This is a genomic window from Candidatus Poriferisodalis sp. (assembly GCF_965237655.1).
Taxonomy (GTDB): Bacteria; Actinomycetota; Acidimicrobiia; order Acidimicrobiales; family Poriferisodalaceae; genus Poriferisodalis.
This window is the reverse complement of the sequence record NZ_CBDEGB010000002.1, coordinates 145,775-171,710: the sequence shown is the minus strand read 5'-3', so window position 1 is coordinate 171,710 and position 25,936 is coordinate 145,775. Positions and strand designations below refer to the sequence as shown.

The following is a 25,936-nucleotide window of genomic DNA, read 5'->3' as shown; positions in this document are numbered from 1 at the left end:
GCGCGCTGCGAACGAGGGGGTTGCATGACGGTGACGATTGCTGAGCTGGCTGCCGGATACCGGGACGGGTCGCGCAGCCCCGTCGAGGCCACCGAGGAATGCCTGGCTGCCATTGCGGCGTTGGACGGGCGGGTCGGCGCCTGGCAGGCGGTGTACGCGGACGAGGCGCGGGCGGCGGCGGAGGCTGCGGATACGGCGCTGGCGCTGGCGGCGGGTGAGCCGCTGGGGCCGTTCTGGGGGGTGCCGTTCGCGCTGAAGGACATCGTGGACGTCGAGGGCCGGGTGACGACCGCTGGGTCGGCGGAGTGCATCGACCGGATCTCGTCGACGACGGCGACGATCGCGCAGCGCTTGCTGGATGCCGGTGGGATCCTGCTGGGCAAGACCAAGACCGTCGAGTTTGCAATGGGCGGATGGGGCACCAACCAGCACATGGGCACACCGTGGAATCCGTGGGACCCCGAAGTGGCCCGCACGCCAGGCGGCTCGTCGTCGGGTTCGGGCGCGGCGGTGTCGTCGGGCATGGTGCCGTGCGCGGTGGGCACCGACACCGGCGGCTCGGTGCGATTGCCGGCTGCGATGTGCGGGATCGTCGGGCTCAAGACCACCGAGGGCCTGCTGCCGATCGACGGGATCGTTCCGCTGTCGCACACGCTGGATACGCCCGGGCCGCTGACCCGGTCGGTGCTCGACGCCGCGCTCATGTTCGACGCCATGGCAGGCACCTCCCCTGCCGAAGTCGAGCGCGACTGGCAGGCAGGCACCGGTCGCTACGGGGCACTGCAAGCCGGAATGGCGGGTCGGCGCATCGGCTGCCTGACCGACGCCGAACGCATAGGCGTGGATGCCGCCCAACTCGCCGCCTACGACGCCGCGCTCGAGGTGCTGTCCGGGCTGGGTGACGAAGTGGTGCCCTTCGACCTGCCGACATCGTTCGAGGAGTTGAAGAACACCAGGTTCTTGATCGTGACGGCGGAGTCGTACCACTACTACGGCGCGCTCATGGAGGACCCGAACTCGAAGGTGGATGAGCGGGTGCGAGCGAGAGTCCTGGCGGGGACCAACATCTCGGCCTCCGACTACATCGCGGCGACGCTCCAGCGGCGCATCGACCTTGCCGAATTTGCGGCAGCGTTCGAGGGCTTCGATGCGATGGTGACGCCGACCACGCCGATGCTGCCGCTGCCAGTGGACGAAGCCGACGAGACGAACACCCCGGCGCTGTTCACCCGAGCGGCAAATTTCCTCGCGCTGTGTGGCACGACTGTGCCGACCGGTGTGTCGCCCGGCGGATTGCCGACGTCGATGCAGTTCGTCTGCCGCGGCGGCGACGAGACACTGTCGCTCGCGTTCGCGGCGGCGTACGAGTCGGCGCGGGGCCCGATGCCAACCCCGCCACTGTGGGCCGGCGACTGAGACGCGCTCCTGGCGCTGCCGCTGGGGGACGCGGCTCGCTTCGTGGTAAAGATGCCGGCGCGATCGTGCTCCCGCCGCACGCTCGGCGAGCCAAGGAGGCGCTCTCATGGGTAAGGCAACGGTGATCGGCAGCTTCGAATGCCAGGACGGCAAGGGCGACGAGATGGAGGCCGTGCTGACTTCGATGGTTGAAGCTGCCACCGAAGAGCCCGGCGTGGAGATCTACTCGTACCACCGCGGCGAGGGGAACACCTTCTGGTTCTTCGCCCTGATGACCGATGCCGAGTCGATGCAAGGCCATGGCCAGACCGAAGCCATGCAGCAGGCGATGGCCGCGTTCATGCCGCTCATGGCGTCACCGCCCCAGATGCAGATGACCACGCCGATCGCTGCGGTCGGCCTCGACCTCTGAGCGCGCCGTAGCACCGGCGAGTTCGAGGTAGCGCTGCAGCTCAGCTGGGCCCTGCCGCATCGTCGGGCAGCCGTAGGGTTGGTGACGTGCTGGCGGTGCTGATTCTGTTGCTCATATCGGTTCCGCTGCTGGAGCTGTATGTGATCGTGCAGGTCGCCGGCGGGCTGGGCGCTGGCCAGACGATCGTGTTGTTGCTCGTCGTGTCGGTGGTTGGCGCCTGGATGGTGCGCCGCTCCGGGCTCGGCGTGCTGAACCAGATCCGCACCCGATTGGCCCAGGGCGAGCTTCCCGGCAACGAACTGGTGGACGGGCTGCTGATCTTGCTGGCCGGGGCGTTCATGCTGACGCCCGGCTTCCTGACCGACGGGGTGGGGCTGCTGCTGCTGTTCCCACCCACCCGAATCGCTGTTCGCTCGGTGCTCGTGCGTCGCTACTCCAAGCGCATCTCGGTTGTCGGCTGGTCTGGCGGGCCGAGCGGGCCCGGTGGACCCCGCGGGCCGAACGGACAGGGCGGACAGGGCGGACAAAGCGATGCTGGGCGCTCCGATCCCCCGCTGGACGCTGAGAGTTTCTCCGACGACGACGACCGTCTCGCCTGACTGCTTCGCCCGAGCGCTTCGGGCCGGGGGGTGTCCCGAGCGCGGGGTCGCCCAACGACTAGAACTCGTTCATGGAACCCAAGGACCGGCTCCCGATCGGCGTCTCGCTTCTGGCGCTCGCGGTAGCGATCGCAGCATTGGTAGTCGCCGTCAGCGACTCCGACAGCGACTCCGACAGCGACTCCGACAGCGACGAGTCCGAGACAAGCGTCACAGCGTCTGCGCCAGCGACGACTCAAGCATTCCAGACCACCACCACGGTGCACACCGTTCAGACGCTGGCTCCGGCACCCACGACGGCCGCGACCCAGCTGATCGTGACGGCCACGACGGCTGCCGAGTCGGACGAGATGGCCGACTCCGAGTTCTCGGACAACGTGCTGGCCGTCGTGGGCATCGGCTACGACAGCACGCTGAACGTGCGCGAGACGCCCGGAGGCCAGATCGTCGGCAAGCTCGACTCGGACGCCGTGGGAATAGTTCCCACCGGCACCACTCGAGAGGTGTCCGCGGCGATCTGGTACGAGGTGCACGCAGCTGGAGTCGTCGGCTGGGTCAGCGGCGATTACGTGACACCGCTGGGTGTGACGATCGACGCAACGACGCAGATCGTTGCGCTCCTGGGCGAGACGCCCAGCGCGGACAACATGACGGCGTTGGGTCGGATCGTTGCGGGGGCTGTGACATCGGAGGAGCCCGAGCCGCGTGTGAGGATCTCGGGTGCCCCCACTGTCGGAGATGTCAGCGAGATCACGATGGATGTCGTCGGTCAGCCTGACGATTCGATCCGCGGCTTCCGGCTGCACCTGTTTGCGACACCGAGCGATGGCGGCGGATCGTTCACGCTTCGCAACGTCGAGAGCACCGTGATGTGTTACATCGAGCGGGGCGTCAGCGCAGAGGGTCACTGCCACTAAGGGGGCCAGCTGCTGACGGATGGGGGCGGCGGTGATGCGCGGACGCCATCTGCGCGTGCTCGCCGCAGTCGCCATAGGCGTGGTGTCGTTCGTGTTGGGCGTCACCGTCTATCCCGACATCGACCATCGGTTGGTCGGCACGCCGTACGGGGCTGGGCTGAACGTCTGCCTCGCTCTGGTGGTGCTGTGCTGGATGGCCTCGATCGTGACGCGAGACCATTCCTGGGTCGACCGGCTGTGGTCACTGGTGCCGGCGCTCTACTGCGGGATCGTCGTTGCCGACGTGGGGTTCGGTTCCGCCCGGATCACCGTGATGACCGTGCTGGCGTGCCTGTGGGGGGCTCGGCTGACGTTCAACCTGGCTCGCAGAGGCGGGTACCGCGCGGGCAGTCAGGACTACCGGTGGACCTACATCCAGGATCAGCTCACTGAGCTGCAATTCCAGCTGTTCAACGTGACACTGGTCTCATTCATCCAGATGGCGATCGTGTGGTGGTTCACGTCGCCCATTCACCAGGCCTGGCTGCACGCCGAGGTGCCGTTGGGCTGGCTGGACTATGTCGCGATCGTGGCGTTCTTGACCCTGCTGGTGCTGGAGGGGGTCGCCGATGGGCAGATGTGGCGCTTCCAGCAGAACAAGAAGCAGCTGGTGGCATCGGGAGCTGAGGTGGAGCGGCCCTTCATGACCGAGGGCCTGTTTCGCTACTGCCGTCATCCGAACTGCGCGTGCGAGATGGGGATGTGGGTGGTGTTCAACCTGTTCGCCATCTCGGCTTCCGGCCGGCTGTGGCACTGGACCGGCCTGGGTTGCGTGATCTTGGTGGTGCTGGTTCTGGGCTCGACGCAGCTCACCGAGAAGATCTCCAGCGCGAGATACCCCGGCTACAGCCGCTACCAGGCCGCGGTTCCGATGTTCATTCCGAATCCGCTCAACCCGAGACCGCGGCGGGCGCAGCCTGTGTACCTGTAGCAGGATGCTGAAAAAGTGCCGATACCGCAGACCGGCAGATGCAAAGCCGCTGGTCAGAGAGTTGGTCAAGCAGCTGAAACCGGCTGTCTTAGCAGCCTGCTAGCGGAGGGCTCGCTGGGCCGTCCGGCGGTTCGCTGGTGCTTGGCGCGTTCCCAGCCATGGCTGGGCAGGGCTGGGCCAAGGCTCGGCCGGGGCAGTTTGGCTAGGCGGGGTCGGGCATCTCGGGAGTGCCGTAGCCCTCGTCGACCACTCCTTCGGTGAAGAACGCCTCCCACCACAGGCCGTTGGGGTCGGTGATCCACGACTTGTGCTGGAGCTGGTAGCCGCACACCAGGTCGTCCTGGTCGGCACGGGGCAGGTCGGCCGCGTCGATGTGGGTGCGCATGTCCTCGAGTTCGTCTCGGGATTCGACCTGGATGCCGTAGTGGGCCGAGCCGGGGGGGCCGTCGCCGTGGACGTCGAGCGAGAAGTTGACCCGGGGGTCGTCCAGCATCCACTTGGCGTAGTCGGAGCGCCGCAGGGTGGGCTCGCAGCCGAACAGCCGCTTGTAGAACTCGATCGACTCGTCGAGGTCGTCGACCTGCAACCCGATGTGCATGCGCCGCATAGCCCGCACGTTACGGCACCCAGCGACGCGCGATCTGACCGGTCGCACCAACCAGCTGCACCAACTGCCTACAGCAACTGGTGACGCCGGCCGGCTGATTCGCGGCGTTGCATCGGTCGTCTCCGTGCCGTGACGTGCGGAACAGCACAGCGGTGCCAACGGCTGCGTCAGTGGCACGTTGGCGCTGCCGCGGCAGACTGCTCGCCGTTGGAACCGGCTACCCGAGCTGAGCAGTCGAGTCGGATGCTGAGATTCGCCGTCGCCCCGGCAGCCAGCAGGAGACCACCATGCCCTTTGCGTCCGTCAACCAGTTCGCAGGGACAGATCAGGACGACACCGAGATCAGGCTGTACTACGAGACCCACGGCAACCCAGCCGACCCGGCGCTTCTGCTGGTGAACGGGTACTCGTCGCAGATCATCGCGTGGTTCGAGGGGTTCCGGGAGCAGCTCGCCGAGCGGGGGCGATTCGTCGTGAGCTTCGACAATCGGGACGTCGGCCAGTCGACGCATCTCGACGGGGTCGAAGTGGACCTCGCAGCGGTGGCCACCGCAGCCGCGGCGGGCACAGCAATGCCGCCCATTCCGTACACGCTGTCGACGTTCGGCGACGACGCGGTGGGGCTGCTCGATCACCTGGGAATCCCCGCAGCGCACATTGCCGGTTCGTCAATGGGCGGGATGATCGTCCAGCAGATGGCCATCGATCATCCCGAGCGGGTGCTGACGATGACCTCGATCATGTCGACCACGGGTGAGCCCGGGTACTTCGAGGCGTCGCCGGAGGCTGCCGCAGCGCTCATGGCACCGTGGCCGACTGATCGCGACGAGTTCATCGCCGCCGGCGTCGCCTCGCGCAAGATCAGCGCCAGCCGTCGCTACTTCGACCCGGATCTTGCCGCCAAGTTGCTGGCCGACTCCTACGACCGCATGTTCTATCCCGAGGGCCTCGACCGGCAGATGGCGGCCGTCCGGGGATCGGGGCACCGGGCCGAGGGGCTTCGCAATCTGGCGGTGCCGACGCTGGTGATCCACGGACGTGAGGATCCGTTGATCATGCCCAATGGCGGTGAGCGCACCGCCGAACTTGTGCCGGGCGCCAACCTGCTGCTGGTCGGCGACATGGGCCACGACCTGCCGAAACCGCTGTGGCCGATCATCATCGACGCCATCATCAGCCACACTGCTCACGCCAGCCCACGTCGGTGAGATCGACCTGAACCGGGACATGACGACATGAAGCTCCTGACATGAACCTCCTGGCTTTCGCCGCCTCCAACAGCAGCCAGTCGATCAACCGGCAGCTCGTCGACTACGCCATCCGCTTGCTCACTGATGGGCTGGTCGAGGGCGTCCCGGCCAGCGAGGTGGAGGTCCGCATGATCGACTTGAACGACTTCGAGATACCGATCTACAGCATTGACCGCCAGAACGCTGATGGGATCCCCCAGCCGGCCCACGACTTCTACGACACGATCGGCGCCGCCGACGCGCTGCTGATCTCGTTCGCGGAGCACAACGGCTCCTACACGGTCGCCTACAAGAACATTTTCGACTGGGCGTCACGGATCAACATGCGCGTGTACCACGACAAACCGATCGTGATGCTCTCCACTTCTCCCGGTGGTGGCGGGGGCCGCTTCGTGCTGCGGTCCGCAGCCCACCTCGCCCAGTACTTCGGCAACGAGGTACTGGCCAGCCTGTCGATTCCCAAGTTCGACCAGAACTTCGACACGACGGCGGGGACTCTCACCAACGCCGACCTCGATGCCCAGTTGCAAGACGCCCTCGCCACGCTGTCCAAGGTCGCCGGAGACTCAGCGGCCGCATGACCGCGGCAGCGGCTGTGCGGCTTGAGCCCACGGTGACGAGCCGGGCTGTGCAGGCGGAGTCGGGCGTATCGACGGTGTCGCCATCCTCCGCCGAGAACGCCTCCCGCCGCAGGCTGTCGAGTTCAGTCGCCTAGGGCCCTTTCGAGGGACCTGAGGTAGCCGCTGGGGATGGGGGCGTCGGAGAACTCGGCGGCTGTGAGCAGCCCGACATCGGTGTGCTCGTCGCTGTGGCTCAGCACCTCGGGTTGGGTGGCTTCGCATGCGTAGGTGAGGATCAGGACTCGCTTGCCCTCCACGTCGTAGATCCAAGAATCGACCAGCGAGCCGATCTCGGCATCGACCCCGAGTTCTTCGCCGATCTCGCGTCGAAGCGCATCTTGTGGGCTATCATCGGAGGCCTCGAGGCGACCGCCAGGCAGCTCCCACTCGCCCCGGTCGTTCCTCAGCACGACAGCCCGGCCATTCCAGCTGAGCACGCCCTTGACCGAGACCGGCCAGTGCTCTTCGGTCGGAGTATCAGCTTCCATCGGTTCCACTGCGCTCACGCCGCCGTAGAGCGCGATGGGCTGACCGGTTCTGCGCATCGGGGTGCATCAGACTCCTTCGCGCCCACCGAGTTCATGTCGACCTAGCCGGTACCGCTGCCGACCCAACTGGCGACGCTGAGACGTACTTGCCGTCGACGAGCAGAGGCACAGTCTGGCTGACGTCGACCGCCGCGGCCCAGGTGACGTCAATGTCGTAGCCCCGCTCAGTGAGCTCGCGTCCAGAGACACACTCCGACAGGCGCCGGTCCAGATCATCCGCAGCGTCAGTGAAGGCTGCCGCTGCCGTCTCGGCCTCAGGCGTCCGGCGAGCTCCGGCAATGGAGGCGATGACGGCACCAGCACCGACGAAATCCTCGAACGCTGGCCGCAAGCTGTCATCGTGCGGCCACCGCTCCCCCGCAGCGAGCACACCCACCCGCGATCCGATCCTCGCCACATGAGCGCCGACGGCAGCCGCGTTGCGCAGACATCCCGCCACGACGGTGAGGTCGGTCCAGACGAGTCGAGCGATCAACGCCGCGCCGTTCGGCGATGGCAGCACCACGGTCGAGTTCGCCGGCAGCGAGGCGAGCGATACGGGCGACAGCGAGTACGGCCGGACCGGCGATGTCTTGCGACGGGGCACGGCCACATGGGCCCCGAGCTGCGCACCCAGTCGTTCCGCTTCCGCACGGTCAACTGCGCACGGCACAACCGCCGCATCACGCGACACCGCCACGTCCACCGCTGTGCTGAAGCTCAGCACGTCGACCACGACAACAACGTCGGCCCAGTCTCCGAACACGTCGACCGCACGAGGCCCCCACTCCAGATGGACCTCGACCATGCGCCTCACCATTGCTCAGTCACGCCCGGGCCGCGATGGCTGAGGGGCCGTGAGCAGCCGTGAGCACGATACGACCGCCGATGCGGGACCCGTGTCAGCCTCAAGTGCCTTATGCGGCATTGCGCTCGCCCGGGAGTCGCCGGCTCATGCGGCGTAGCGAGTGGTGTCGTCTCCGCGTGATGGCGGGCGGGTGACGTCGGCTCCGCGTGATGGCGGGCGGGTGACGTCGGCTCCTGGCGGGCCGCGGCGTCTTGTACGGGCAACCGCCGCGGCTCGCAGCTCGTAGTGCCCTGTCGTCCGGTTGCGACGGACGATCCAGCCGTCGTCATGTATGTGGTGGTGACACCGGTGGCAGACCAGCACCAGGTTGTCCAGATTGGTGCGTCCTCCGGCCTTCCACGGGACGATGTGGTGCGCTTCGCAGTAGTCGGGCGACTTGCTGCAGCCCACACAACCCTGGTCTCGATATGCGAGCGCGGCCCGTTGAGCATCGCTTGCAGTGCGTCGCGTCCGGCCCAGGCGCATGTCGCCGGTCGCGGCCCGGAACACTGCGGGCAGGATGTCGGCGTCGCACGCCATCTTGACGAGTTCGTCGATGGGAATGGGGGTTCCGTCGCCAAGGCGGGCACGGGTGAGCTCGCCCTGCACCACGTCGTAGTCGGCAACAATCAGCAGCGCGGTACCCGAAGGCCGCTTGCCGTTTGACTCCAGGATCAGCTTGGCGATGGCGTCGGCGGTGCGCTGCTGCGGGCTGGGCCGCGCCGCGGGGTCCTCGTCCCGCCACAGTTCACGTTCCTTGGCGGAGATCGCTGAGGCGAGCTGCGCACCCGTGATCGGGTCGAACTCGGCGCGCAGCACCAACATGCCATCGTCAGGACTGGTGAACACTCGCCCCGAGCGCCTCTCGCGTTGGTGATCCAGCAGCGACTTGCCGTCATCAGCGCTGAGGTCGGCCTGGTGGCGCCGCACCGTACGTGCGAACCGCTCGTAGCTCTGCCAGCGTGCGGCGTCGGCCAGCACCTGCTCGTCGATCGGCCCCTCGGCGGCGGCACGGGCGATCAGCCGTGCATGCGCCACCGGAATCTCCCCCTCATCCAACGCCCGCTGCACCACCTCCAGGTCGCGCAGCTGCACCCCGAGCTCCACGTCTCGCCTGGCATCTCGCCGTGGCGCACCGAGCAGATCACGGGCGGCCCGCTCGGCGCACCCGGCATCTTCACGGCGAGCAATCTCGCCCAGCACAGCGGCCTTCATGACCGCCAACGCGGACTCCGCCCGACCGATCACTCCCAGACGGGCTCGCAGCCCCTCGTCGGACAACGGGGCCACGTCCGCCGCAGCCACGCACACCCGGTCCGTCCCACTGGTCGTTTCCATGCCCGGGACAGTAAAGGTGGGGTGTTACAAAAACATTTGAAACATGCTGATACATCAAGAAACCGCTACCACCACCGACCCGATGCTGCGGTCGCTGCAACTCGGCGTCGACCTCGAAGACCCAGACGACCGGCTGGCCGACGCCCACGGCATCGTCCGAAGAGGCGCCGTGCTGATCCGACCCGACGGCCACGTCGCCTAGCGAGACCCCCACGCCCCAACCGCCGCCGCCATGGCCGCGCTCCACACGCTGCCCACGCAGTGAGCTAGAAGCAGAACTAAGGGGGCGATGATCAAGAGCTCATCAGGTTGTGTCACGCTCTCGTGGTCGAAAAGAACGATGTCCTCGTTCTCGTTCTTGGAGCCCGCGAAGATGCCGCTGAGCTGCAGCCAGAACGCGGTAGGGAATGATGCGTCGATCCAAGTCCAACGATGACGTCACGGGATGCGACGACCGGCGAGTAACTCCCGCCGAGTTTGCGCAACTCTCTGACAGGCTCCGAGCAACGGGACGAAGGTGTGTCGTCGGGATCACTGGTCCACCTGGTGCGGGAAAGTCGACGCTGGCGACGTATCTCGCACAGTCGATTTCTCCCGCTCCGCCTGTGGTGCCCATGGACGGATTCCATCTCGCCCAAGACATCATCGAACAGAACGGCCTCGTGGGCAGAAAGGGCTCCCCCGAGACGTTCGATGCCTGGGGATTCGTGAAGCTCGTGCAGCGAATCGCTCGGCCAGCGGACGACTCAGTCGTATATGCCCCCCGGTACGACCACAATGTCGGCGAACCCATTGCCGGGGCCATACCGATCTTCCCAACTGATGGCTTGGTCATCGTCGAAGGCAACTACCTCCTGCTCGCAAGCCAGCCGTGGGCACAGTTGAGCGATCTCCTCAAGCTGTGTGGCTACGTGGAGCTCGACGATGCGATCCGGCGGTGGCGCCTCATCGATCGTCATGTGCAATTCGGGAAGGCTCCGCAGGCGGCCAAGTCGTTTGTGCACAGCTCTGACGAGAAGAACGCTGAACTCGTGGAGACGACCAAGCCGAGGGCCAGCTTCGTCGTCCAGATGGACCAATAGGCGGCTCAGCGCAACGAGCTCGGCGGCTGCGCCGGGGTCAACCCGAATGGCCACCTCCGAATCAGGCCTCGATCAGGATGCGACGGTTGTCAATTACGGCCGTGATCTCAACCTCCCCTCCGAGTTGGCCGACGATCGACTTGAGCAGCGCGAGCGACAGGCCGATCTCGCCGTGTTCGATCTGAGAGATCGCTGACTGGGATTTGCCAACCATCTCGGCCAGTTCTGCCTGTGTCACCCCGAGAGCCCGGCGAAGCTCGGCGAGGTGATAGGACGCAATCTCCTCCACGGCGCGCTGCTTGGCCGCATCGATCCGCCGTGACCGTTCGGGATCGCGCCGTGCTTCGTCGCGCAGCTCGCTGAACTTCTTGGTGCCCGGCATCAGATGAGTCCTTCCGCTCGCAGTTCGTCTAGGTGGGTGTCGTAGAGATCGTCAGCGATGGTCGTGTAGTGGTAGTACCAGTCACCGAACTGGTCTGTGAACTCAACTTCCCAAGCCTGCATCAGTCTAGCTAATATCAGTCAGACTGATGCTGTGTGGCGGCAGCGGTCTGCTCAGCGCATACAGCCATGATGTTCGGGTCGGCAGTCGGACCCGGGTCTGACCCAGGGTGTCGCGGGCTGTGGGTTCCGGGTTCGAACCGTGGCCTAGGGCTCCCACAGGAGCGTGTCGGCCATGAATTGGCTCCAGGCGAACCAGAACGACTGGTGACCTTCAATCTCCGCACCGGCAGCATCGACCGCCCGCAGCCCGCCTCCGTCGAGGTGCAGCGTGACACTGCCGAGTTCCACGGTCCCGCCGGCTTCGAGCGCAGCCATCGCTGCGGCGACGGGAAATGCAACGGGAGTGCCGTCGTCGAGGACCACGCCGAAGACCTGGTCGTGGACACTGCGGCGACCGTCGACGTCGCCGACCGGGAAGATGGGCCCGTGGTCGTCGCGGCCGCCCAGCGGGTTGAACGGATACTGGCGGCCGGTCCCCCCGTCTCGGGCCACGATCGTCGTGTCAGGATGGGCGACCTTCCACTTGCCCCAGGTGGTGGTGACGACGGTGGCCTGAGGCAACTCGATGCCCTGCTCACGAAGCGGCCCCGAGACCGCCCGGCCGGTGAACGTGTTGAACACCGACTTGGTGACGAGGTCGTACATGACCTTGTTCGACCGTGACAGCAGCCCCGATGTCCGCAAGACGGGCACTGCTACGCCATCGGGAACCGCATCGGTCAGGTACGCCTGCGCCGAACCGCACAGCGTGCAGTACGGCATGCCGATGCGGCGCCCGCCGAGCGTGTCGTTGACCATCTCGTGGATTTCCATGATGTGGCGGGGGTACGCCCGGGTCTCATCGCCGATGACGACGGCGAACACGATGCCGTCGTCGGGGTACCACGAGCCTGCGGAGGCGTCGGTGACCGCAGGGTCATCGAGGGCCGGGATGCAGCCCCGCGGACACGGGCGGGCGTCGCCGAGTTGACGGTTGTCGATCAGCACCCCGCCCCAGCTCACGATGCGCCAGTCGATGTCGGCGTCGGCATCATCGAAGAACGGCTGCCAGCCCGGCTCGACCAGCGTGAACAGCCGCTCCTTGTATTCGTCGTAGCCGTCGAAGGCGGGGAGATCCCAGGCGAGCAGGTGATCGGTCACGGACTGCCACGGGCTCCGGGCGGCCACGGGGTCGTCGGCCAGCCTCGCTCCCGTCAGCGACTGGAAGGCCGAGACGGCCCCGTCCGCGATGTCGCCACGGGGGAAGAACCTGAGCAGGTCCGAGAGAATCCAGGCCAGTCTCGGATCGCCCGACTGGGCGAGTCTGGCGACGGTGAGGCCGCTGAAATTGACTTCGGTCTGAAAGCCGGACCAGATGAACTCGAGGTCGTCGACTGCGGTCTGTGCGATCGGGCCCGTCGGCACCTCCGGTGGGAGCGGGAACGCGTACCCGAGGTGGTTGCGCAGCGATCCGGTCTCCCGCGGGTCCAACAGCACGGCATCCTGGCTCGATCCAGCCTCCGACGTCGATATGCCAGCCGAAGTGGTGGCCGGGGCCGCTTCCTGGACCGGTTCCTCGGCCGCCCCAGCCACCGACGTCGGCGTCATGGCCGATGTCGGTGTGGTCGTGTCGTTGCCGGCACATGCTGCGGCCAGCAGTGCGGCTCCGACCAGCGGGGCGAAGAAGCGGAACCGCACGCGGCCACCCTATGACGCGGTGAGGCTGTAGATGCCTCGCCCCTGCTCACCACAAACTCCGGCCGTCGAGGCGGATCCCCGCAGGCTCGTAGCGTGCCGCTCATGTTGGAAGGCAAGCGAATCGTTGTGACCGGGGCCGGCGCAGGCATCGGCGCAGCCATTGCGGCCACGGCCCGCCGATATGGCGCCGTGGTGTTCGGCGCCGACATCGATCCCGATACTGCCGTCGACGGGCACTACGACGTCGCCGACGAGGCCGACGTGGCCCGGCTGTTCGAAGCCGCCGTCGCCAAGATGGGCGGCATCGACGGGCTGGTCAACAACGTCGGCATCGCAGGCCCGACGGGCCAGGTGGAAGATCTCGACCCGGCGGAGTTCGATCACTGCGTGCGTGTCAACGTCGGCAGCACCTTCCGGTGCACCGCCGCGGCGGTGTCGCTGTTGGGCGACGGGGGCTCGATCGTCAACATCGTCTCCACGGCGGGGATCTTCGGATACCCGCTGCGCAGCCCCTATGCCGCCTCGAAGTGGGCGGTGGTCGGCCTGACCAAGACCTGGGCGATGGAGCTCGGCGGGCGTCACATCCGAGTCAACGCTGTCTGCCCCGGCACCGTCGACGGCCCGCGCATGGATGGCGTCATCGAGCGGGAAGCAGCGGCCACCGGCGCCACCGCCGAAGCGATCAGAGCTGGCTACACCGCCCAGGTGTCGATGCGCACGCTCGTCACCGACACAGACATTGGCGAAGCCTGCGCATGGCTGCTCTCGGACGCAGCCCTCTACGTCTCAGGTCAAGTCCTCAGCGTGGACGGCAACACCGAAACGCTCCGCACCGTCTGACCGGGAGTTGCCGCAGCGTCCTTGTCGCGCAACGCGGGTCGTGTGTCCTTACGCCTCGACAAGATCGTCGGCACAGACACGGTTTTGCACCGGGTCGGGCGGTGCGTGTCTCGCTTCTCGTGTCGGTCGGCCCCGGTTCAGCAAACCCCGGTTCAGCAGATCTGACGCGTGCTGAGGCGGGCGGTGCGCCGGGCCGGGGAGGTGCACCGGGTCGGGCGCGTCTGCGGAGCCAAGGGGGCGTGCCGGGCCGGGGAGGTGCACCGGGTCAGGCGGTGTGCATCTCGCGACTCGCGGTGATCCACTTCGGTTCAGCAGATCTGCTTGGTGCTGGGCCGGGCGGGTGTGCGGGGTGGCGCTGGTGTGACGGTCCATCCAGTGCCGGGTGGGGCTGGTCCCGGTGGGGGGTGCAGCATCAGGTTGTGCTCGTGGAGTCGGTGGTGGTGGCTGTGGCAGAGCAGCGCAAGGTTGGCCAGGCTGGTGGGCCCGTCGTCGATCCAGTGCTGGATGTGGTGGCCGTCGCATCCGATGGGGGCTCGCTCGCAGCCCGGCCACACGCAACCTTGATCGCGTGCGATCAGCGCCCGCCGGATCGCCGGTGGGATGATGCGCGTGGCCCGTCCGACGTCAAGCACTTCGCTGGCGCCACCCATAACGACGGGCACGACGCTGGTATCGCATGCCAAGGTGCGCAACTCGGCGGCGCTCAGCTCGGTACCGGTCTCGGTGACCCCACTGACACCTGGTGCCCGCAGCAATGGCGGTACGGGAGTGCACGCCGTAGCCCAGGCGTCGGATTCGGGGGGCAGGACGAGTCCGGCGGATTCGGATGTCTCAATCGCGCCTGGCGTATCGCGCACCGCCTGCTGGCCGGTGCGGTGCACGGGTGCTGCGCCAGACGTGCCATTGCGGAGGTTGTCGAGGGTGGTGAGCACGATCATCTGCGTCGAGCTGGGCACAACCCAGTGCTCGCTGCCGGCGTTCGTGTTCGTCTTCGGATCGCCGGCTGTGCCTGTGCTGGCAGTCGCGCCGTCGGTCGCCGATCCGTCCATCGAGCCGTCGCTGGAGACGGCGTCGCCGGCGCTGCCGGTCGCCGATCCGTCGCTGGAGACGGCGTCGCCGGCGCTGCCGGTCGCGGATCCGTCTGTCGAGCCTTCGCCTGGGGCGGCTGCGCCTATTGGATCTGCGTCTCTTGAGTCACCGCCGATCAGGGTGCTTGCACCTTGTGGGCTGTCAGCGGTGAGCAGGTGGGCGAGCGCATCGGCAGCTCGATGGGCGACACTGCGTCGCTGAGACTTGGGCAGGTCTTTGTCACTGCGCCAGTTCCGCTGGATCATCCGTACCCAGCGACGATTGATCCGATCCCCGGTGAGCGGGTCGAACTTGGCGCCGGCGCACAGCTCGCCGCGCACTTCTTCGGGTACCTCCGCCCTGGCGACCACGGCGGCCTGATCAGCGTTGATCTCCCCGCACGCCAATGCATCAGCCACCTGCGGGCGGTCCTGCAGCGACACTGCGTCGCGTTCGACACGGCGCGCCGCTGCGCCGCTCAACGCCGTCGCGCTGGCCAGCGTCTCGGCCACTGATGCTTCCCCTCGGCGCACATGCAGCCGGCGCCGCGCTGCCTCGGCCGCGAGCGCGCTGCGGGCGCCTTCGAGCGCATTGAGCGCACGCTGGACCTGCTGCGCGGACCACACCAGATCCCCGTCATCGGTAGCGCGCACCGCCTCGGTGCCGACCAGCGGACCCTGCAGCAGCGGCCCCACCACCGCATCCACCGAGTCACGCACCTCGCCGGTCTCGCAGCGCTGCGCCAATCCTGCACGCAGCTCCGACAGGCACACACTCACGACCGGCCGGCGCGACGACCGCTGGCTGCCAACCGGGAGCTCTCGGGTGCTCGAGGACATAGCAAGCACCGTAGAAGGGGGGTGTGACAAGCGTTCGTCCCCAGCCCTGCGCCAGCCTCAAACTCCCATCACTCGGGTCCAGAACGTCATCATGTCCTCGACGAACAACGGCGCGAGCTCGGGGCTCCCGCCGATATGGGCGCCCCGCACGGCGTACCCCGCATTGAAGGCGTAGAGGAAGCCGTCGAGATCGACCAGTTCGGGATCTGGCTCGTCGGACGTCGGGAGGATGAAGGCGCCGTCATCATTGATGTAGAGCGTGGGCGCTGCAGGTGCCACGGCGGCGTCGGGCATGTGCTCGAGCGGAGTTGTGCGGTCGAAGCTGTGGCGGGCGTCCGCCACGATCCGCACGGTCGCATCGCCACCGGCCACCCGCATGGCCTGGATATGGGCCTGTACCTGGGTCGGAGAGCACCAGTCATCGAGATCCCCGATGATCGCCCGGACCCGAGTGGCGCCGACGGCGGGATCAACAAACTGGTGTCCCGACCAGGGATAGGCGGCGTACACCCCGACGAGCTTCGGCGCACCCGAAGGCGCCGCAAGGTGCACCGAAGCGGCGTTCAGCACCGCCGAGCCGCCCCGGCTATGGCCTTGCGCACCCACCCGCGCCGCGTCGATTTCGGGCCGGGCCGCAAGCAGCTCAGCCGTCGCGAGCACATCCCAGGCGCTGGCCGCGAACGAATACTGGGCTTGATTCTCGACGGTGCTGACGACGCCACGGTTGCCGAAGGGGTCGATGGCGCATGCTGCGATTGCGGTGTCGGTGAGCTCGGCTGCGTATGCCAGGTGGTGCTCTTGGAGCCCGAGGCTGCCCGGGGCAATGATCACGACCGGGTATGGACCGGGCTCGTCGACTTGATCGGACCGCCCGGGCTGACCGGGCTGACCGGACCGACCGGATTTACCAGACCGACCGGACCGACCCCGCTGACCGGGCCCGTCGGGCAGAAAGAGCTTCGCCCACAGGTTCTGGCGGGGCATTGCGTCGGTGTCGGATATCGCCTGAAAGAAGTTCTTGGGATTCGCCGACGGAATCGCCAGCGCCTCGCCGGCCAGACCGTTGGGCAGGCAGTAATCGTCGTCATAGAAGTCGTCGTAGACGGCGTCGTCACCGGCAGCGTCATCATCGGTCACAGCGTCCCCTCCTCCTGTGCCTGAGGCACCTCGAAGTCGCATCTAGCTCCGGGCGAAGCTCAGCAAATCAGCGACATCGCCGCCGTCAGCGGTTCGCAGGGCTGCAAGGTACTTGTCTCTCAGCTCGTCAGTGTCGAGGGGCGAGCGCACAGTCCAGTGCATCGGCAGCTCGCATCAGCGTGTCCGAGACAGAGCGGAACTCCAGGGCGAGCGACATCGAGAGTCGTCGCGCCCATGAGGAATTTCAAGAGCGCCTTGTGGCCTCAATGGAACGCCACCGCCGGATTCTGGAGCGACTCGCCGGCTAAGTGTGTGTTGCGAAGTCGTTGACGCGGCTGGCGGGTGCACCGCCGATCAGGAGCACGTCGACGTCCCGAGGCGCTCGCGCATGATGGGCCCCAATCGGGCGCAATGCATGAACGTATACTTTTTGCATGACACAACTGGTGACGCGGATCGACGACAGTTTGCTCGCACAAGTCGACGAGATCGTCAGCAGCGGCGAAGCAGCCTCGCGTTCGGATGCGGTGAGACGTGCATTGGAGGCGATGATCGACGAACGACGCCGTCGTCGTGAAGGCGAGGCCATAGCGGAGGCCTACCGGCGCGTCCCCGAGACGCCCGAAGAGTTGCGCTGGGCCGAACACAGCACGCGTTCGATGATCTCCGAGGAACCTTGGGAGACGTGGTGACGCCATCCCAATGCGACGTCTGGTGGGCCGAGAGCGAACAAGAACGCCGTCCTGTGCTCGTGGTCACTCGCAACGAAGCGATCCCCGTGCTCAACAAGGTCGTGGTCGCTCCGATCACGCGCACCGTCCGTGGCATCCCGACCGAGATGCCGCTCGACACCGACGACGGTCTCCCCTTTGCGTGCGCAGCCTCGTTCGACAACCTCCGAGTCGTGCTCAAGTCGCACCTGGCGGAGCGAGTCTGCGCCCTGGTCCATCGACGATCTGAGATGTGCGCAGCCCTGACCGCCATGGCCGACTGCTGAGCGGCTCCGCCTACCACGGCGAGTCGCGAGGACCCGCCCCGACGTGCCGCAGGTAGGTCAGCGCCGCCGCGACGCCGACCTCGGTCAGCGCGAGGCGCCGGTCCCGCCAGTCACCGCTCTCGACGACCAAGTCACACGCCGTCCACGCGCTGAGCGACTCGCTCAACACCCACGACACCTCCATCGCCGACGGCATCTCTCGCACCCCGCCGACAGTGGATGCCCAACTCATGTCCACCGCCACCGCGGCCACCGAGGTGGTCAGCTCATCGTGAGACAGCCCGCTGCCGCGGTCGATCAAATGGAGTACCGCCGTCTCGGCGACGAAGCCTTCCCAGCCCGGCGGCACGAGATGCCGGGTGAGCCGGTCCCACGCCCGTCGCCAGTCCGCGGTCATCTGTGTTCCTGCAGCGGTCCTGCGCAGCGACGTCTTGCGCTTCTGCAATGCACCGGCGCGCTGCAGCCACCGTCGAAGGCGAAACAGCACCGCATCGTCGGTCTCTGTGCGCGGCGGTCGATCCAGCTCGTAGCGGTACGTCCAAGGCCGGTCGCGCTGCACGGACTGCACAAACGCCGGCTTGAGATAGCCAGCCTGGGTCAGTGTCTGTTCGTCACCGAGCCGTTCGAGCAGCCACAGCACCGGGCCAAGCGATTCCTGTGCATCGACCGGCGGGTCGACCCGATGCAGCAGACGATTCGCCACCCTCGCTCGCATCGCGGCCAACTGCTCGCTGCGCCCCGACACGGCGGCGATCCACCTCTCAAGCCGCTCGGTGATCACAGCGGTTCGCCACGACTGGCCCGGCAGGTCCGGATGGTCGCCGTCCAAGGCTGCCGTAGCGACGGTGGCTTGGGCTGCCCGCCAGCCGCGGCCGCCCACGGCGAGTTCCCCGGCCGCAATCGCCCGTTCGAGCGCATCCTGCACCGCCGAGCGTGCCGTGGCCTCCTCGGGCCCCATCACCGGGCTCCACCCGAAATCGGCCAGGTCGGGCGGATCGATCCCCGAGCGCTGCATCGCCTTACGCAACGCCGAAATTCCCTCGCTGTCGCTGCGGTCGTAGGCGGCATGGACGGCTGCTGTCTCGGGCGACCGGCAGATCGCCGCATATGCGTGCAGCCCCAACTCGTCGAACAACGCCGCTGCCGCCGCCGCCAGCCGGCCCATGTAGCCGATCTCGTCGGTGATGTACTTCGTCGGCACGACATACCACAGCCAATGCTGCAACCCGGCCTGACTTAACACGCCGGGCCCCTCGCCCCAGGTCAACGACTCGTACACATCGCCGGCAGAGCGGGCCAGGTCGGGGTCACGTGCCGCGATGCGGGAGACCGCGTCAACGACGTCCTGCTCAGAAAGCTCCGTCGGAGCGATGCGGTTGCGGGCCGAATCTGTCACCTGTCCATCCTGCCAACTCCGCGCATCCCCAGCGCGAACGCTGCCGCTGCCACGACCGCACGGGAAGTCAACGTCGGCCCACGACTGCCCGGACCCTCAGCGAACGATGTGCGTCACCCAAAACGACTGAACCCCGGAAGCCGCTCACAGAGCGACCCCTCGGGGTTGTCGAGGACACCTTATCCCCACTATCGGTTGACAGGAATGAGCTATCAAACCTCGGACGTTCCTGACCTGCGGGTCCCCGCTGTGACGGCGAAGTTGCGGTCGGGTTGCGAATTTCCCACGATGCTGAGCCGGCAGGAACCGGCCAAGGTTGCATGAGGTCTGTGCTCACATGAACATCCCGCCGATCAAGATCTTGGCCGTACTCTCCGTGGTCGCCCTGCTGGCTCTGGGGTGCAGCACCTCCGACGCCGACACTGCCTGGCTCGATGGGGAACCTGACTGGGCCAGCGCCAGCGTGGACGAACGCGCTGCGATGGCTGTGGCCGAGACCGCAGCAGACGATGCATACGACTCTGGTGATGGGCAGTCGCAGCTCACCGGCGGCTCAGTCGACGACAACGAGCACTTCGGCGACTATCTCGACTACCGCGAGCAGTTGCTGCAGTGGGGGATTCAGGTCCGGGACGTCGATCCGAGTGGACGTGTCGTCATCACCGTGTCGGGAGGGCTCGGTCTGCCTGTTGCGGGCACCGAGGTGCACGTCGGCTGGCAAGGCGGAGCGGCCACTCTGCTCACCACGGCAGACGGCTCAGTGAGATTTCACGCGGAGGCGTATGGCGCGGGCGACGGCCCGTTCACCGTTGCAGCAGGCAATGTGAGCGCCGAAGCCGAGCGAGACAGCGAACTGTTGCTGGACACCGACTTGGCGACCGTGGGCGCAGAGGACGCAGTCGCCCTCGATGTGCTGTTCCTGCTCGACGCGACCGGCTCCATGAGCGATGAAATCGACCAGCTCAAGGCGACGATCCAAGAAGTGGCTCAACGGATTGCTGGATTGCCCGGCGATGTCCACACCCGCATGGGCATGACCCTGTACCGCGATCTCGAGGATTCGTTCGTCACGGCCACGTTCGACTTCACGGACTATGTCGATGACTTCGCGGACGCGCTCGGCGAAGTCGTCGCCGATGGTGGCGGCGACTACCCCGAAGCGCTCGATGAGGCGCTCGAGGAAGCATTGGCGCTCCCGTCGTGGCGCCCTGCTTCGGGCACGGTGCAGTTGGTGTTCCTTGTGGCAGACGCCCCGCCGCAGATCGGCCGTCAAGTTCGTGTGCCGTACAACGAATCGATGATCGACGCTGCCGGTCGCGGCATCAAGATCTTCCCGGTGTCGTCATCGGGCACTGACGACCAAGCAGAGTTCGTGTTCCGTCAGCTCGCACAGTTCACCGGCGGGCGCTATGTGTTCCTCACCTACGGGGCGGCCGGCCGCGCAACAGGCGCATCAAGTGACATCACCGAAGAGGACTACGAGAACCTGTCGCTGTCGCTCGACGACCTGATCGTGCGCACGATTGCCGAAGAAATCGCAGACCTGACAACCGTCGTCGGCAACGGCTGAGTCGCAACGGCGAAGACGGCCACTGCGGGCATCAGCGGTGATGCGCCTGGACTGGAGCCCGGCGCCTCAGCACCGCCAGCCTCCACCAGCAGCACCCGACACCTTTGCCGGCGCCGGCGGTCGCCGACCAGACCTGCATAGGCGACCACCAGCGCGTTGACCAGCTTCCAGCCCACTCCATGACGGCGGGCCGCCGAGCTGACCGTCATCGCACGGGCGTCTTTGACCAGCCGGCGCGCCAGACGCGCCGTGACACGGCCCTCGAACGCCGGGTGGTCCTCCATGAACCGCCGGCCGCCGCAGACCTCGCAGACCGAAATCAGGGCAACACGGGCGGCGCACCGTCGAGCGCACCCGCACCACCAGCCGCTCAGGCGCGTCGACCACCACCCCCAGCACCTCGACACGCGGCAGCCACAACCGCTGACATAACATCACGCTTCATCGAGGCCCTCCAGGGTTCGGCGACATTCCCAGCAGGGCCTCGCCGACAAGCGGACCCTCAACCCACCCTCATCCCAACAAAAGACGAAGGGCCCGAAAGTACGAAGGGGCGACATCAACCAATGACTGCAATCGCGGAACTCGTCGAGCGCCTGTGCGACGGCGCTGTCGTGGACACTGCCGACCTTGCTCGGGTGAGTGGGACCAACCCTCGCAGCGTCGCTCGCTGGCGAACGCAGGAGACGACTCCCCGCCGTGAGGCCGAGGAGCGGTTGCTCGAGCTGCGCGCTGTGGTTGATCTCGCTCGCAGGGTGATGCGTGACGACGCCGTGCGGCTCTGGCTGCGGTCGCCCTCCGTAGATCTCGACTATCGAAAACCGCTGGACGTCATTGCCGCCGGCGACTACCAACGCGCGATCGATCTGCTCCTTGCGCTCGCAGAGGGCGTCACGTCCTGACAGGACGGGCAAGCTATGGAGATGACTGGCTACACGGTGACTTACCGACGCGATCCCGGCGCCGAGGCGTAGTGGCATCGGTGAGCGCAACTTCGGATGTGGCCGTACTTCCCCCGCAACGGCAACGCCAGCGATCCGTGCCCAAACGCTCAACAGCCCCGGCAGAAGCCGGGGCCGTTGGACCGGGGTTACGCGCCCCGGTGGGGTGCGCTCATCGTAACGGTCTCGGGTGACGGCGGGCGGGTCGCCATCGACGGGCTGGCTCCGAAGGCTCGCAGCCCAAGGCACCGCTGTCATCTTCAGCACCCATTACCTCGAGGAAGCATCCGAAGCGTGCGACACGCTCGTGATCCTCGACCACGGCCACCGTGTCGCGGCCGGCCCGCTGGGGGACTTGCTCGCGGCCAACGGCGACACGGCAACGGTCATCCATCTCAGCAACGGCGGGCCGGCTCATACGGTCCCCTCTCTCGGTTCGCTGTTCGCGCTCATGGGGACCGCGTCGACGGGGTTCTGGTTCTTCCGAGAGCACGGCTGGGGCACCTGGGACCGGCTGCGCATCGCCCCGATCCGGCCCTTCGAGATCGTGGCCGGCTAGGCCATCCCGATGCTCGCCGTGAACGTGTGCCAGCAGCTCATCCTGGTGGCTCTCGGCATTGCCATCTTTGGCGTCGACGTGCCAGGCGGCGCGGCCCGGCTCCTCGCGGCGGCAGCGGCCAGTTCGCTGATGTAGGTGCCTTGGCGATCGCGCTGGCGTCGCTGTGCCGCACCGTGTCGCAGCTCAACGCCGCCTCGATGATCGGCACCATGGCCGTGGCGGGCGCCGGCGGAACCATCGCACAGCTGACGGCCCTGCCGGGCTGGGTGCAGGCCATCGCACCAGGCAGCCCCGTGTACTGGGCAATCGACGCCTACCGCAGCGTGCTCACCGGCGAGCAGGGGTTCGGCCGAGTCGTGGGGATGCTGCTCGGGTTCGCGATCCTGTTCACCGCCGTGACCCTGAGGACGTTCCGAGCCGAACAGCCCAAAGAGAGCTAGCCCGCCGAGTGAGGCGAGAGTGCCTTCGGCGACTTGTCGATGTGGCAGACCCCGTCACACCCTGACCTTGTGGCCTTCGCCCATCAACGGGAATATCCCGATGTCGTGGATCCGTTGACCCGAGGGCTGCACGCACCGGGACGACGCCTGATTGTTCAAGCCGAGATCATGCCCTACTGCCGCGTTCCCTCTGGGACGTCGTACAAGGCTTGCGACGGTCGCCGGCCGAGTTTGTCACTGACCACTAGCCCGCCGATGGTCTCGTCCATCGCATATGACGAGGCCACTGGTGTTCTGGTGTCCGAGGTAGTGGTCAAAATGCCGGGCAATGTCCTGAACGGCATACGTATAGGTGGAGTCAGGCTCAAGTGCCTTCGCAGGCTCCTTTACCCATACGCGCCCGACGATCCGGATGTCGTGATGTTCGATCAGCCGCATAGCGCCGTCGAGAACACCGAACGCGTGCCGCCGCTCCCGGTGGCTCCCGCTACGAACAGCCCTCCGCAATTCCGATCCTTTGACCTCCGCAAGCACGTAGTCGAGATGCTGCAACACCTCGCCTGGGTAGAACGTTCGCTTGAGAGCAAGGAATTCCGCCGTGAGAGGCCTGATCGCTGAGGCCGCAACAATCAGCCCGGCGAAAATCATGAGCGGCGTTCGGGGACCGGAGTTCGGAGCTTCGAACCCGCCGGACTCGTCGACATAACAGACGCACATGGCTCAGAACGCAACTACGGCCGCCCGAAGGCGACCGTAGGACGTGGCGTTCGGCCTAAGACCTATGCGCCGATGTAAAAGTACACGACCATTGTAGGACACAACCTCACCACCGACCAACTGAAACCGGAATGTCTCGCCACTACTAGGCGTCGGTGCCAGCCAGCAAAGGACTCGACGACGCCTCGAAGTGGGCAGTGGCGGCGAGGGTACCTACCCACGTTCTGAGAGCAGTCATCGCGGCCTACGCCCTTAGCTGGACTTGAGGCGGCGCTGAAGGGGGAGGACACCCAGTGGGCGATCGAGAAGGCCAAAGCTGCAGTGGATGGCGCTCAACGGATCAGCGAACAGAATGACCTGAGGCCATTCACCTCTGAGTGATGTCGATTCGGACCAAGGGCCGGCCGGTAACGGTTGCGTGGAAACTGCCAGTGCCGTTGGTGATCCACTCGGCTGGGCGCACGGTGACCTGCACCGGCCGTCCCAGTTGCTCCTCGGCGCCGGAGAGTGCCGCATTGAGCGAGTCACGATCCGGCGCGCCGAGAACCAGGGTGTCGATGTCGCCGACAGGGCGGTCGCCCTGGGCGCCAGACCAGCGAGCTGCCCACGACCCGTAGATGTACGCGGCCTCGATTCCGTCGATGCCGTCGAGCGCTTCTGCGAGTACCTGCGGGGGGCCGAATGCCTTCACCAGCACATCGGCAAGACCTCGGTAGTAAGGGCTGTCGGTGTTGGCTCGCACGAGTCGGACGTTGCCGATCTTGCGGCTCGTGACGATGCCGGCGGATTGTGCCCGTTCGATCTCGCGGTGCGCCGAGCTGATCGGAACGCCCACCATCGCAGCAATGTCCGTGACGCTGGCCTCAAGTTCAGGATCGCCGAGCAGCCGAGCCAGAATCTCGCCCTGCTGGCGCGACCGCAGCAGCGGGAGCAACTTCGGCGTAGGTGTTCTTTCCATATATAGGGAAATATATCCCGAATTATGGAATCAACGGATTTCCGGCAGTCGGCCGTGACACCGGCCAGCGTCGGCACACGTGGACAGCCTCCTGGCAGCCTCCAGCGTTCCGGGGCCACCGCCCGCTGGTCCGCTCACCACAGCGAGTCGCGTGGACCCGCCCCGACATGGCGCAAATACGTGAGCGCCGCTGTGACACCTGTCGGGGTCAGCACGAGACGCCGGTTGGGCCACTGATCGCGTTCGGTCACCAGGCCGCACACTCGCCACACGCTGAACATGCCCCCAAGCGCCCACGACACATCGTGGATCGACGGCGCATGGGGTTCTCCGCCGCTCGTCGCTGACCAGCCCATGTCCGCGGCCGCCGATTCCACACGGGCGCACAGCGCGTCGTGCAGCATCTCATCTGCGCTGTCGACCAGGTGCAGAAGCGCCGTCTCGCACACGAAGCCGTCCCAGCCTGACGGCACGAGATGCCGCGTGAGCCTGCCCCACGCCTTCGAGTGATCCACCGCCATGTCCGCTCCGGCGGCGGTGCGGTGCAGCGTGCCCTTGCGCTTGCGCAGCGCGCCTGCTTGTTGAAGCCATTCCCGGAGCTCGAGCAGCACCACGTCGTCGGTCTCGCTCCGCGGCGGCCGGTCCGGCTCGATGGAGTAGCTCCAGGGCCGCTCGTGCTGTACCGCCCGAACGAACGACTGCGTGAGGTAGCCGGCTGCGGTCAAGGCTTGCTCTTCGCCGAATTGCGCGAGCAGCCACATTGCCGGGCGCAGCGCATCTGCGGCGCCGCTCGGCGGCTCGACGGAGTGCAGCAGCCGGTTCGCCACCGCTGCCCGGGCCGTTCCCAACTGCTCGCTCCGCCGCTGTGCAGCAGCGACCCACTGTTCGAGCCGTTCGGTGATGACCGCTGTCCGCCACGACTGGCCCGGTAGCACCGGATGGTCGGCGTCCAGGCCGGCAGCCACGACCTGCGCTTGGCTGGCCCGCCAACCGCGGCCCCCCACGACGAACTCCCCGGCCGATATCGCACGCTCAAGGGTGTCTTCGACCGCCGAGCGAGCTGCTGCCTCCTGTGCCCCCATCACGTCGCTCCACGCGAAGTCGGCCACATCAGGCGGGACGATTCCTGATCGTTGCATCGCCTGGCGCAACGCGGTGATCCCTTCGCTGTCGCTGCGATCGAACGCAGCATGCACCCTCGCCGTCTCCGACGATTGGCAGATCGCCCCATATCCGTACAGCCCTATCTCGTCGAACAGCGCTGCCGCGGCGCGCGCCAGCTGGCCCATGTAGCCGATCTCGTCGGTGATGTACTTCGTCGGCACGATGTACCAGAGCCATTCCTGCACGGCAGCCTGGCGCAGCACGCCGGGTCCTTCGCCCCAGGTCATCGACTCATAGGCGTCAGCTGCGCCACGAGCCAGCTCGGGGTCACGAGCCGCGATGCGAGCGATCGCGTCGCTGACATCGGGCTCGGAGAGTTCCGATGGGGCGAAGCGATTGGTGGCAGCGTCGGTCATCGGATCATCCTGCCCCGTACGCCGCGCCGCAGCCACGCATGCGAGCCGTCTTGGTGACGGCGACGGGTGACTCGCACCGACATGAGGGCAATTACACACGGCGTCTAGGCTCGATCTGCGATGGCTATCCGTCGGGTTGTTGTCAACAACGCCTTCGACTCCCGCAGCGGCATTGACACCAAGGCTGG

Annotated in this window: 31 protein-coding genes; 17 read left to right on the top strand and 14 right to left on the bottom strand. The window is 66.7% G+C overall.

The window, feature by feature from the left end; translation table 11 throughout:
* Positions 1-24: 24 nt before the first annotated feature.
* The 5 genes from ACPXYO_RS08725 (at position 25) to ACPXYO_RS08705 (ending at position 4,314) form a co-directional block, all read left to right on the top strand.
* Positions 25-1,416 carry an amidase gene (locus ACPXYO_RS08725; RefSeq protein ID WP_423919088.1) on the top strand — a complete coding sequence of 464 codons (1,392 nt, stop codon included), beginning with the start codon at positions 25-27 and terminating at the stop codon, positions 1,414-1,416.
* Positions 1,417-1,522: 106 nt separating this feature from the next.
* Complete coding sequence (locus ACPXYO_RS08720) at positions 1,523-1,828, top strand: putative quinol monooxygenase (RefSeq protein ID WP_423919087.1); 306 nt, start codon at positions 1,523-1,525, stop codon at positions 1,826-1,828.
* An 86-nt stretch (positions 1,829-1,914) separates the two neighbouring features.
* Positions 1,915-2,427: an FxsA family protein gene (locus tag ACPXYO_RS08715; protein WP_423919085.1), complete on the top strand. Its 513-nt coding sequence runs from the start codon at positions 1,915-1,917 to the stop codon at positions 2,425-2,427.
* A gap of 71 nt (positions 2,428-2,498) precedes the next feature.
* Positions 2,499-3,344 (top strand): hypothetical protein, encoded by an 846-nt coding sequence (locus ACPXYO_RS08710; RefSeq protein WP_423919083.1) that lies wholly within the window; start codon positions 2,499-2,501, stop codon positions 3,342-3,344.
* 34 nt (positions 3,345-3,378) lie between these two features.
* Complete coding sequence (locus ACPXYO_RS08705; protein WP_423919081.1) at positions 3,379-4,314, top strand: DUF1295 domain-containing protein; 936 nt, start codon at positions 3,379-3,381, stop codon at positions 4,312-4,314.
* Between the two features lie 202 nt (positions 4,315-4,516).
* On the opposite strand, the gene ACPXYO_RS08700 is transcribed toward ACPXYO_RS08705, so the two are convergent.
* Positions 4,517-4,921, bottom strand: a complete 405-nt coding sequence (locus tag ACPXYO_RS08700; RefSeq protein ID WP_423919079.1) for a VOC family protein — start codon at positions 4,919-4,921, stop codon at positions 4,517-4,519.
* 287 nt (positions 4,922-5,208) lie between these two features.
* Between ACPXYO_RS08700 and ACPXYO_RS08695 the strand changes: the two genes are divergently transcribed.
* Positions 5,209-6,129: an alpha/beta fold hydrolase gene (locus ACPXYO_RS08695; protein WP_423919078.1), complete on the top strand. Its 921-nt coding sequence runs from the start codon at positions 5,209-5,211 to the stop codon at positions 6,127-6,129.
* A 41-nt stretch (positions 6,130-6,170) separates the two neighbouring features.
* The gene (locus ACPXYO_RS08690; protein WP_423919076.1) at positions 6,171-6,752 is read left to right on the top strand and encodes an NADPH-dependent FMN reductase; all 582 of its coding nucleotides are present in this window, start codon (positions 6,171-6,173) and stop codon (positions 6,750-6,752) included.
* Between the two features lie 122 nt (positions 6,753-6,874).
* On the opposite strand, the gene ACPXYO_RS08685 is transcribed toward ACPXYO_RS08690, so the two are convergent.
* The 3 genes from ACPXYO_RS08685 to ACPXYO_RS08675 all read right to left on the bottom strand — a co-directional run bounded on the left by ACPXYO_RS08685 (position 6,875) and on the right by ACPXYO_RS08675 (position 9,503).
* Positions 6,875-7,336 carry an NUDIX hydrolase gene (locus ACPXYO_RS08685; RefSeq protein WP_423919073.1) on the bottom strand — a complete coding sequence of 154 codons (462 nt, stop codon included), beginning with the start codon at positions 7,334-7,336 and terminating at the stop codon, positions 6,875-6,877.
* 34 nt (positions 7,337-7,370) lie between these two features.
* Positions 7,371-8,126: a 2-phosphosulfolactate phosphatase gene (locus tag ACPXYO_RS08680; RefSeq protein ID WP_423919071.1), complete on the bottom strand. Its 756-nt coding sequence runs from the start codon at positions 8,124-8,126 to the stop codon at positions 7,371-7,373.
* Positions 8,127-8,270: 144 nt separating this feature from the next.
* Positions 8,271-9,503 (bottom strand): HNH endonuclease, encoded by a 1,233-nt coding sequence (locus ACPXYO_RS08675; protein ID WP_423919068.1) that lies wholly within the window; start codon positions 9,501-9,503, stop codon positions 8,271-8,273.
* A gap of 43 nt (positions 9,504-9,546) precedes the next feature.
* On the opposite strand from ACPXYO_RS08675, the gene ACPXYO_RS08670 reads away from it, so the two are divergent.
* Together ACPXYO_RS08670 and ACPXYO_RS08665 are read left to right on the top strand one after the other, a co-directional pair.
* Entirely contained in the window at positions 9,547-9,705 is a 159-nt protein-coding gene (locus ACPXYO_RS08670) for a hypothetical protein (protein WP_423919065.1), read from the top strand.
* A 205-nt stretch (positions 9,706-9,910) separates the two neighbouring features.
* Positions 9,911-10,585, top strand: a complete 675-nt coding sequence (locus tag ACPXYO_RS08665) for a nucleoside/nucleotide kinase family protein (RefSeq protein ID WP_423919062.1) — start codon at positions 9,911-9,913, stop codon at positions 10,583-10,585.
* A gap of 61 nt (positions 10,586-10,646) precedes the next feature.
* On the opposite strand, the gene ACPXYO_RS08660 is transcribed toward ACPXYO_RS08665, so the two are convergent.
* The 3 genes from ACPXYO_RS08660 to ACPXYO_RS08650 all read right to left on the bottom strand — a co-directional run bounded on the left by ACPXYO_RS08660 (position 10,647) and on the right by ACPXYO_RS08650 (position 12,766).
* Positions 10,647-10,967 (bottom strand): helix-turn-helix domain-containing protein, encoded by a 321-nt coding sequence (locus ACPXYO_RS08660; RefSeq protein ID WP_423919059.1) that lies wholly within the window; start codon positions 10,965-10,967, stop codon positions 10,647-10,649.
* Positions 10,967-11,089, bottom strand: coding sequence for a benzoate transporter (locus ACPXYO_RS08655; RefSeq protein ID WP_423919056.1), 123 nt, complete (start codon positions 11,087-11,089; stop codon positions 10,967-10,969). Before ACPXYO_RS08655 ends, ACPXYO_RS08660 begins: the two co-directional genes overlap by 1 nt.
* A gap of 144 nt (positions 11,090-11,233) precedes the next feature.
* On the bottom strand, positions 11,234-12,766 hold the full coding sequence (locus ACPXYO_RS08650) for a DUF3179 domain-containing (seleno)protein (protein WP_423919054.1): 1,533 nt from the start codon (positions 12,764-12,766) through the stop codon (positions 11,234-11,236).
* Between the two features lie 102 nt (positions 12,767-12,868).
* Between ACPXYO_RS08650 and ACPXYO_RS08645 the strand changes: the two genes are divergently transcribed.
* On the top strand, positions 12,869-13,606 hold the full coding sequence (locus ACPXYO_RS08645; protein ID WP_423923792.1) for an SDR family oxidoreductase: 738 nt from the start codon (positions 12,869-12,871) through the stop codon (positions 13,604-13,606).
* Positions 13,607-13,914: 308 nt separating this feature from the next.
* Here the strand turns inward: ACPXYO_RS08645 and ACPXYO_RS08640 are convergent, their stop codons facing one another.
* Together ACPXYO_RS08640 and ACPXYO_RS08635 are read right to left on the bottom strand one after the other, a co-directional pair.
* On the bottom strand, positions 13,915-15,513 hold the full coding sequence (locus ACPXYO_RS08640) for an HNH endonuclease signature motif containing protein (protein ID WP_423919052.1): 1,599 nt from the start codon (positions 15,511-15,513) through the stop codon (positions 13,915-13,917).
* 57 nt (positions 15,514-15,570) lie between these two features.
* Complete coding sequence (locus tag ACPXYO_RS08635) at positions 15,571-16,650, bottom strand: dienelactone hydrolase family protein (RefSeq protein ID WP_423919049.1); 1,080 nt, start codon at positions 16,648-16,650, stop codon at positions 15,571-15,573.
* 434 nt (positions 16,651-17,084) lie between these two features.
* On the opposite strand from ACPXYO_RS08635, the gene ACPXYO_RS08630 reads away from it, so the two are divergent.
* Both ACPXYO_RS08630 and ACPXYO_RS08625 read left to right on the top strand, forming a co-directional pair.
* Positions 17,085-17,342 (top strand): ribbon-helix-helix domain-containing protein, encoded by a 258-nt coding sequence (locus ACPXYO_RS08630; RefSeq protein ID WP_423919046.1) that lies wholly within the window; start codon positions 17,085-17,087, stop codon positions 17,340-17,342.
* Positions 17,339-17,647, top strand: coding sequence for a type II toxin-antitoxin system PemK/MazF family toxin (locus tag ACPXYO_RS08625; protein WP_423919043.1), 309 nt, complete (start codon positions 17,339-17,341; stop codon positions 17,645-17,647). The genes ACPXYO_RS08630 and ACPXYO_RS08625 overlap by 4 nt, the downstream gene beginning before the upstream one ends.
* 10 nt (positions 17,648-17,657) lie before the next feature.
* Here ACPXYO_RS08625 and ACPXYO_RS08620 read toward each other — a convergent pair whose 3' ends face one another.
* Positions 17,658-19,043 (bottom strand): hypothetical protein, encoded by a 1,386-nt coding sequence (locus ACPXYO_RS08620; RefSeq protein WP_423919040.1) that lies wholly within the window; start codon positions 19,041-19,043, stop codon positions 17,658-17,660.
* A gap of 337 nt (positions 19,044-19,380) precedes the next feature.
* Between ACPXYO_RS08620 and ACPXYO_RS08615 the strand changes: the two genes are divergently transcribed.
* On the top strand, positions 19,381-20,613 hold the full coding sequence (locus ACPXYO_RS08615) for a vWA domain-containing protein (protein ID WP_423919038.1): 1,233 nt from the start codon (positions 19,381-19,383) through the stop codon (positions 20,611-20,613).
* Here the strand turns inward: ACPXYO_RS08615 and ACPXYO_RS08610 are convergent.
* On the bottom strand, positions 20,520-20,897 hold the full coding sequence (locus ACPXYO_RS08610; RefSeq protein ID WP_423919035.1) for a transposase family protein: 378 nt from the start codon (positions 20,895-20,897) through the stop codon (positions 20,520-20,522). The genes ACPXYO_RS08615 and ACPXYO_RS08610 overlap by 94 nt on opposite strands.
* Before the next feature lie 282 nt (positions 20,898-21,179).
* Between ACPXYO_RS08610 and ACPXYO_RS08605 the strand changes: the two genes are divergently transcribed.
* The 4 genes from ACPXYO_RS08605 to ACPXYO_RS08590 all read left to right on the top strand — a co-directional run bounded on the left by ACPXYO_RS08605 (position 21,180) and on the right by ACPXYO_RS08590 (position 22,553).
* The gene (locus ACPXYO_RS08605; RefSeq protein ID WP_423919033.1) at positions 21,180-21,515 is read left to right on the top strand and encodes a hypothetical protein; all 336 of its coding nucleotides are present in this window, start codon (positions 21,180-21,182) and stop codon (positions 21,513-21,515) included.
* A gap of 229 nt (positions 21,516-21,744) precedes the next feature.
* Positions 21,745-22,113 (top strand): hypothetical protein, encoded by a 369-nt coding sequence (locus ACPXYO_RS08600; RefSeq protein WP_423919030.1) that lies wholly within the window; start codon positions 21,745-21,747, stop codon positions 22,111-22,113.
* A gap of 9 nt (positions 22,114-22,122) precedes the next feature.
* On the top strand, positions 22,123-22,248 hold the full coding sequence (locus ACPXYO_RS08595) for a hypothetical protein (protein WP_423919027.1): 126 nt from the start codon (positions 22,123-22,125) through the stop codon (positions 22,246-22,248).
* A 5-nt stretch (positions 22,249-22,253) separates the two neighbouring features.
* On the top strand, positions 22,254-22,553 hold the full coding sequence (locus ACPXYO_RS08590) for an ABC transporter permease (RefSeq protein WP_423919024.1): 300 nt from the start codon (positions 22,254-22,256) through the stop codon (positions 22,551-22,553).
* A gap of 234 nt (positions 22,554-22,787) precedes the next feature.
* On the opposite strand, the gene ACPXYO_RS08585 is transcribed toward ACPXYO_RS08590, so the two are convergent.
* From ACPXYO_RS08585 to ACPXYO_RS08575, 3 genes are all read right to left on the bottom strand, one after another.
* Entirely contained in the window at positions 22,788-23,270 is a 483-nt protein-coding gene (locus tag ACPXYO_RS08585; protein WP_423919021.1) for a hypothetical protein, read from the bottom strand.
* A 367-nt stretch (positions 23,271-23,637) separates the two neighbouring features.
* Positions 23,638-24,228 (bottom strand): ArsR family transcriptional regulator, encoded by a 591-nt coding sequence (locus tag ACPXYO_RS08580; protein ID WP_423919019.1) that lies wholly within the window; start codon positions 24,226-24,228, stop codon positions 23,638-23,640.
* Between the two features lie 134 nt (positions 24,229-24,362).
* Positions 24,363-25,748 (bottom strand): hypothetical protein, encoded by a 1,386-nt coding sequence (locus ACPXYO_RS08575; protein WP_423919016.1) that lies wholly within the window; start codon positions 25,746-25,748, stop codon positions 24,363-24,365.
* Positions 25,749-25,936 lie beyond the last annotated feature (188 nt).

Coding starts and splice junctions, on each gene's coding strand:
- ACPXYO_RS08725 (WP_423919088.1), top strand. CDS start 25: ATGACGGTGACGATTGCTGAGCTGGCTGCCGGATACCGGGACGGGTCG.
- ACPXYO_RS08720 (WP_423919087.1), top strand. CDS start 1,523: ATGGGTAAGGCAACGGTGATCGGCAGCTTCGAATGCCAGGACGGCAAG.
- ACPXYO_RS08710 (WP_423919083.1), top strand. CDS start 2,499: ATGGAACCCAAGGACCGGCTCCCGATCGGCGTCTCGCTTCTGGCGCTC.
- ACPXYO_RS08705 (WP_423919081.1), top strand. CDS start 3,379: ATGCGCGGACGCCATCTGCGCGTGCTCGCCGCAGTCGCCATAGGCGTG.
- ACPXYO_RS08700 (WP_423919079.1), bottom strand. CDS start 4,921: ATGCGGCGCATGCACATCGGGTTGCAGGTCGACGACCTCGACGAGTCG.
- ACPXYO_RS08695 (WP_423919078.1), top strand. CDS start 5,209: ATGCCCTTTGCGTCCGTCAACCAGTTCGCAGGGACAGATCAGGACGAC.
- ACPXYO_RS08690 (WP_423919076.1), top strand. CDS start 6,171: ATGAACCTCCTGGCTTTCGCCGCCTCCAACAGCAGCCAGTCGATCAAC.
- ACPXYO_RS08685 (WP_423919073.1), bottom strand. CDS start 7,336: ATGCGCAGAACCGGTCAGCCCATCGCGCTCTACGGCGGCGTGAGCGCA.
- ACPXYO_RS08680 (WP_423919071.1), bottom strand. CDS start 8,126: ATGGTCGAGGTCCATCTGGAGTGGGGGCCTCGTGCGGTCGACGTGTTC.
- ACPXYO_RS08675 (WP_423919068.1), bottom strand. CDS start 9,503: ATGGAAACGACCAGTGGGACGGACCGGGTGTGCGTGGCTGCGGCGGAC.
- ACPXYO_RS08670 (WP_423919065.1), top strand. CDS start 9,547: ATGCTGATACATCAAGAAACCGCTACCACCACCGACCCGATGCTGCGG.
- ACPXYO_RS08665 (WP_423919062.1), top strand. CDS start 9,911: ATGATGCGTCGATCCAAGTCCAACGATGACGTCACGGGATGCGACGAC.
- ACPXYO_RS08660 (WP_423919059.1), bottom strand. CDS start 10,967: ATGCCGGGCACCAAGAAGTTCAGCGAGCTGCGCGACGAAGCACGGCGC.
- ACPXYO_RS08655 (WP_423919056.1), bottom strand. CDS start 11,089: ATGCAGGCTTGGGAAGTTGAGTTCACAGACCAGTTCGGTGACTGGTAC.
- ACPXYO_RS08645 (WP_423923792.1), top strand. CDS start 12,869: ATGTTGGAAGGCAAGCGAATCGTTGTGACCGGGGCCGGCGCAGGCATC.
- ACPXYO_RS08640 (WP_423919052.1), bottom strand. CDS start 15,513: ATGTCCTCGAGCACCCGAGAGCTCCCGGTTGGCAGCCAGCGGTCGTCG.
- ACPXYO_RS08630 (WP_423919046.1), top strand. CDS start 17,085: ATGACACAACTGGTGACGCGGATCGACGACAGTTTGCTCGCACAAGTC.
- ACPXYO_RS08615 (WP_423919038.1), top strand. CDS start 19,381: ATGAACATCCCGCCGATCAAGATCTTGGCCGTACTCTCCGTGGTCGCC.
- ACPXYO_RS08610 (WP_423919035.1), bottom strand. CDS start 20,897: ATGGAGGACCACCCGGCGTTCGAGGGCCGTGTCACGGCGCGTCTGGCG.
- ACPXYO_RS08605 (WP_423919033.1), top strand. CDS start 21,180: ATGACTGCAATCGCGGAACTCGTCGAGCGCCTGTGCGACGGCGCTGTC.
- ACPXYO_RS08595 (WP_423919027.1), top strand. CDS start 22,123: ATGCTCGCCGTGAACGTGTGCCAGCAGCTCATCCTGGTGGCTCTCGGC.
- ACPXYO_RS08585 (WP_423919021.1), bottom strand. CDS start 23,270: ATGTGCGTCTGTTATGTCGACGAGTCCGGCGGGTTCGAAGCTCCGAAC.
- ACPXYO_RS08580 (WP_423919019.1), bottom strand. CDS start 24,228: ATGGAAAGAACACCTACGCCGAAGTTGCTCCCGCTGCTGCGGTCGCGC.
- ACPXYO_RS08575 (WP_423919016.1), bottom strand. CDS start 25,748: ATGACCGACGCTGCCACCAATCGCTTCGCCCCATCGGAACTCTCCGAG.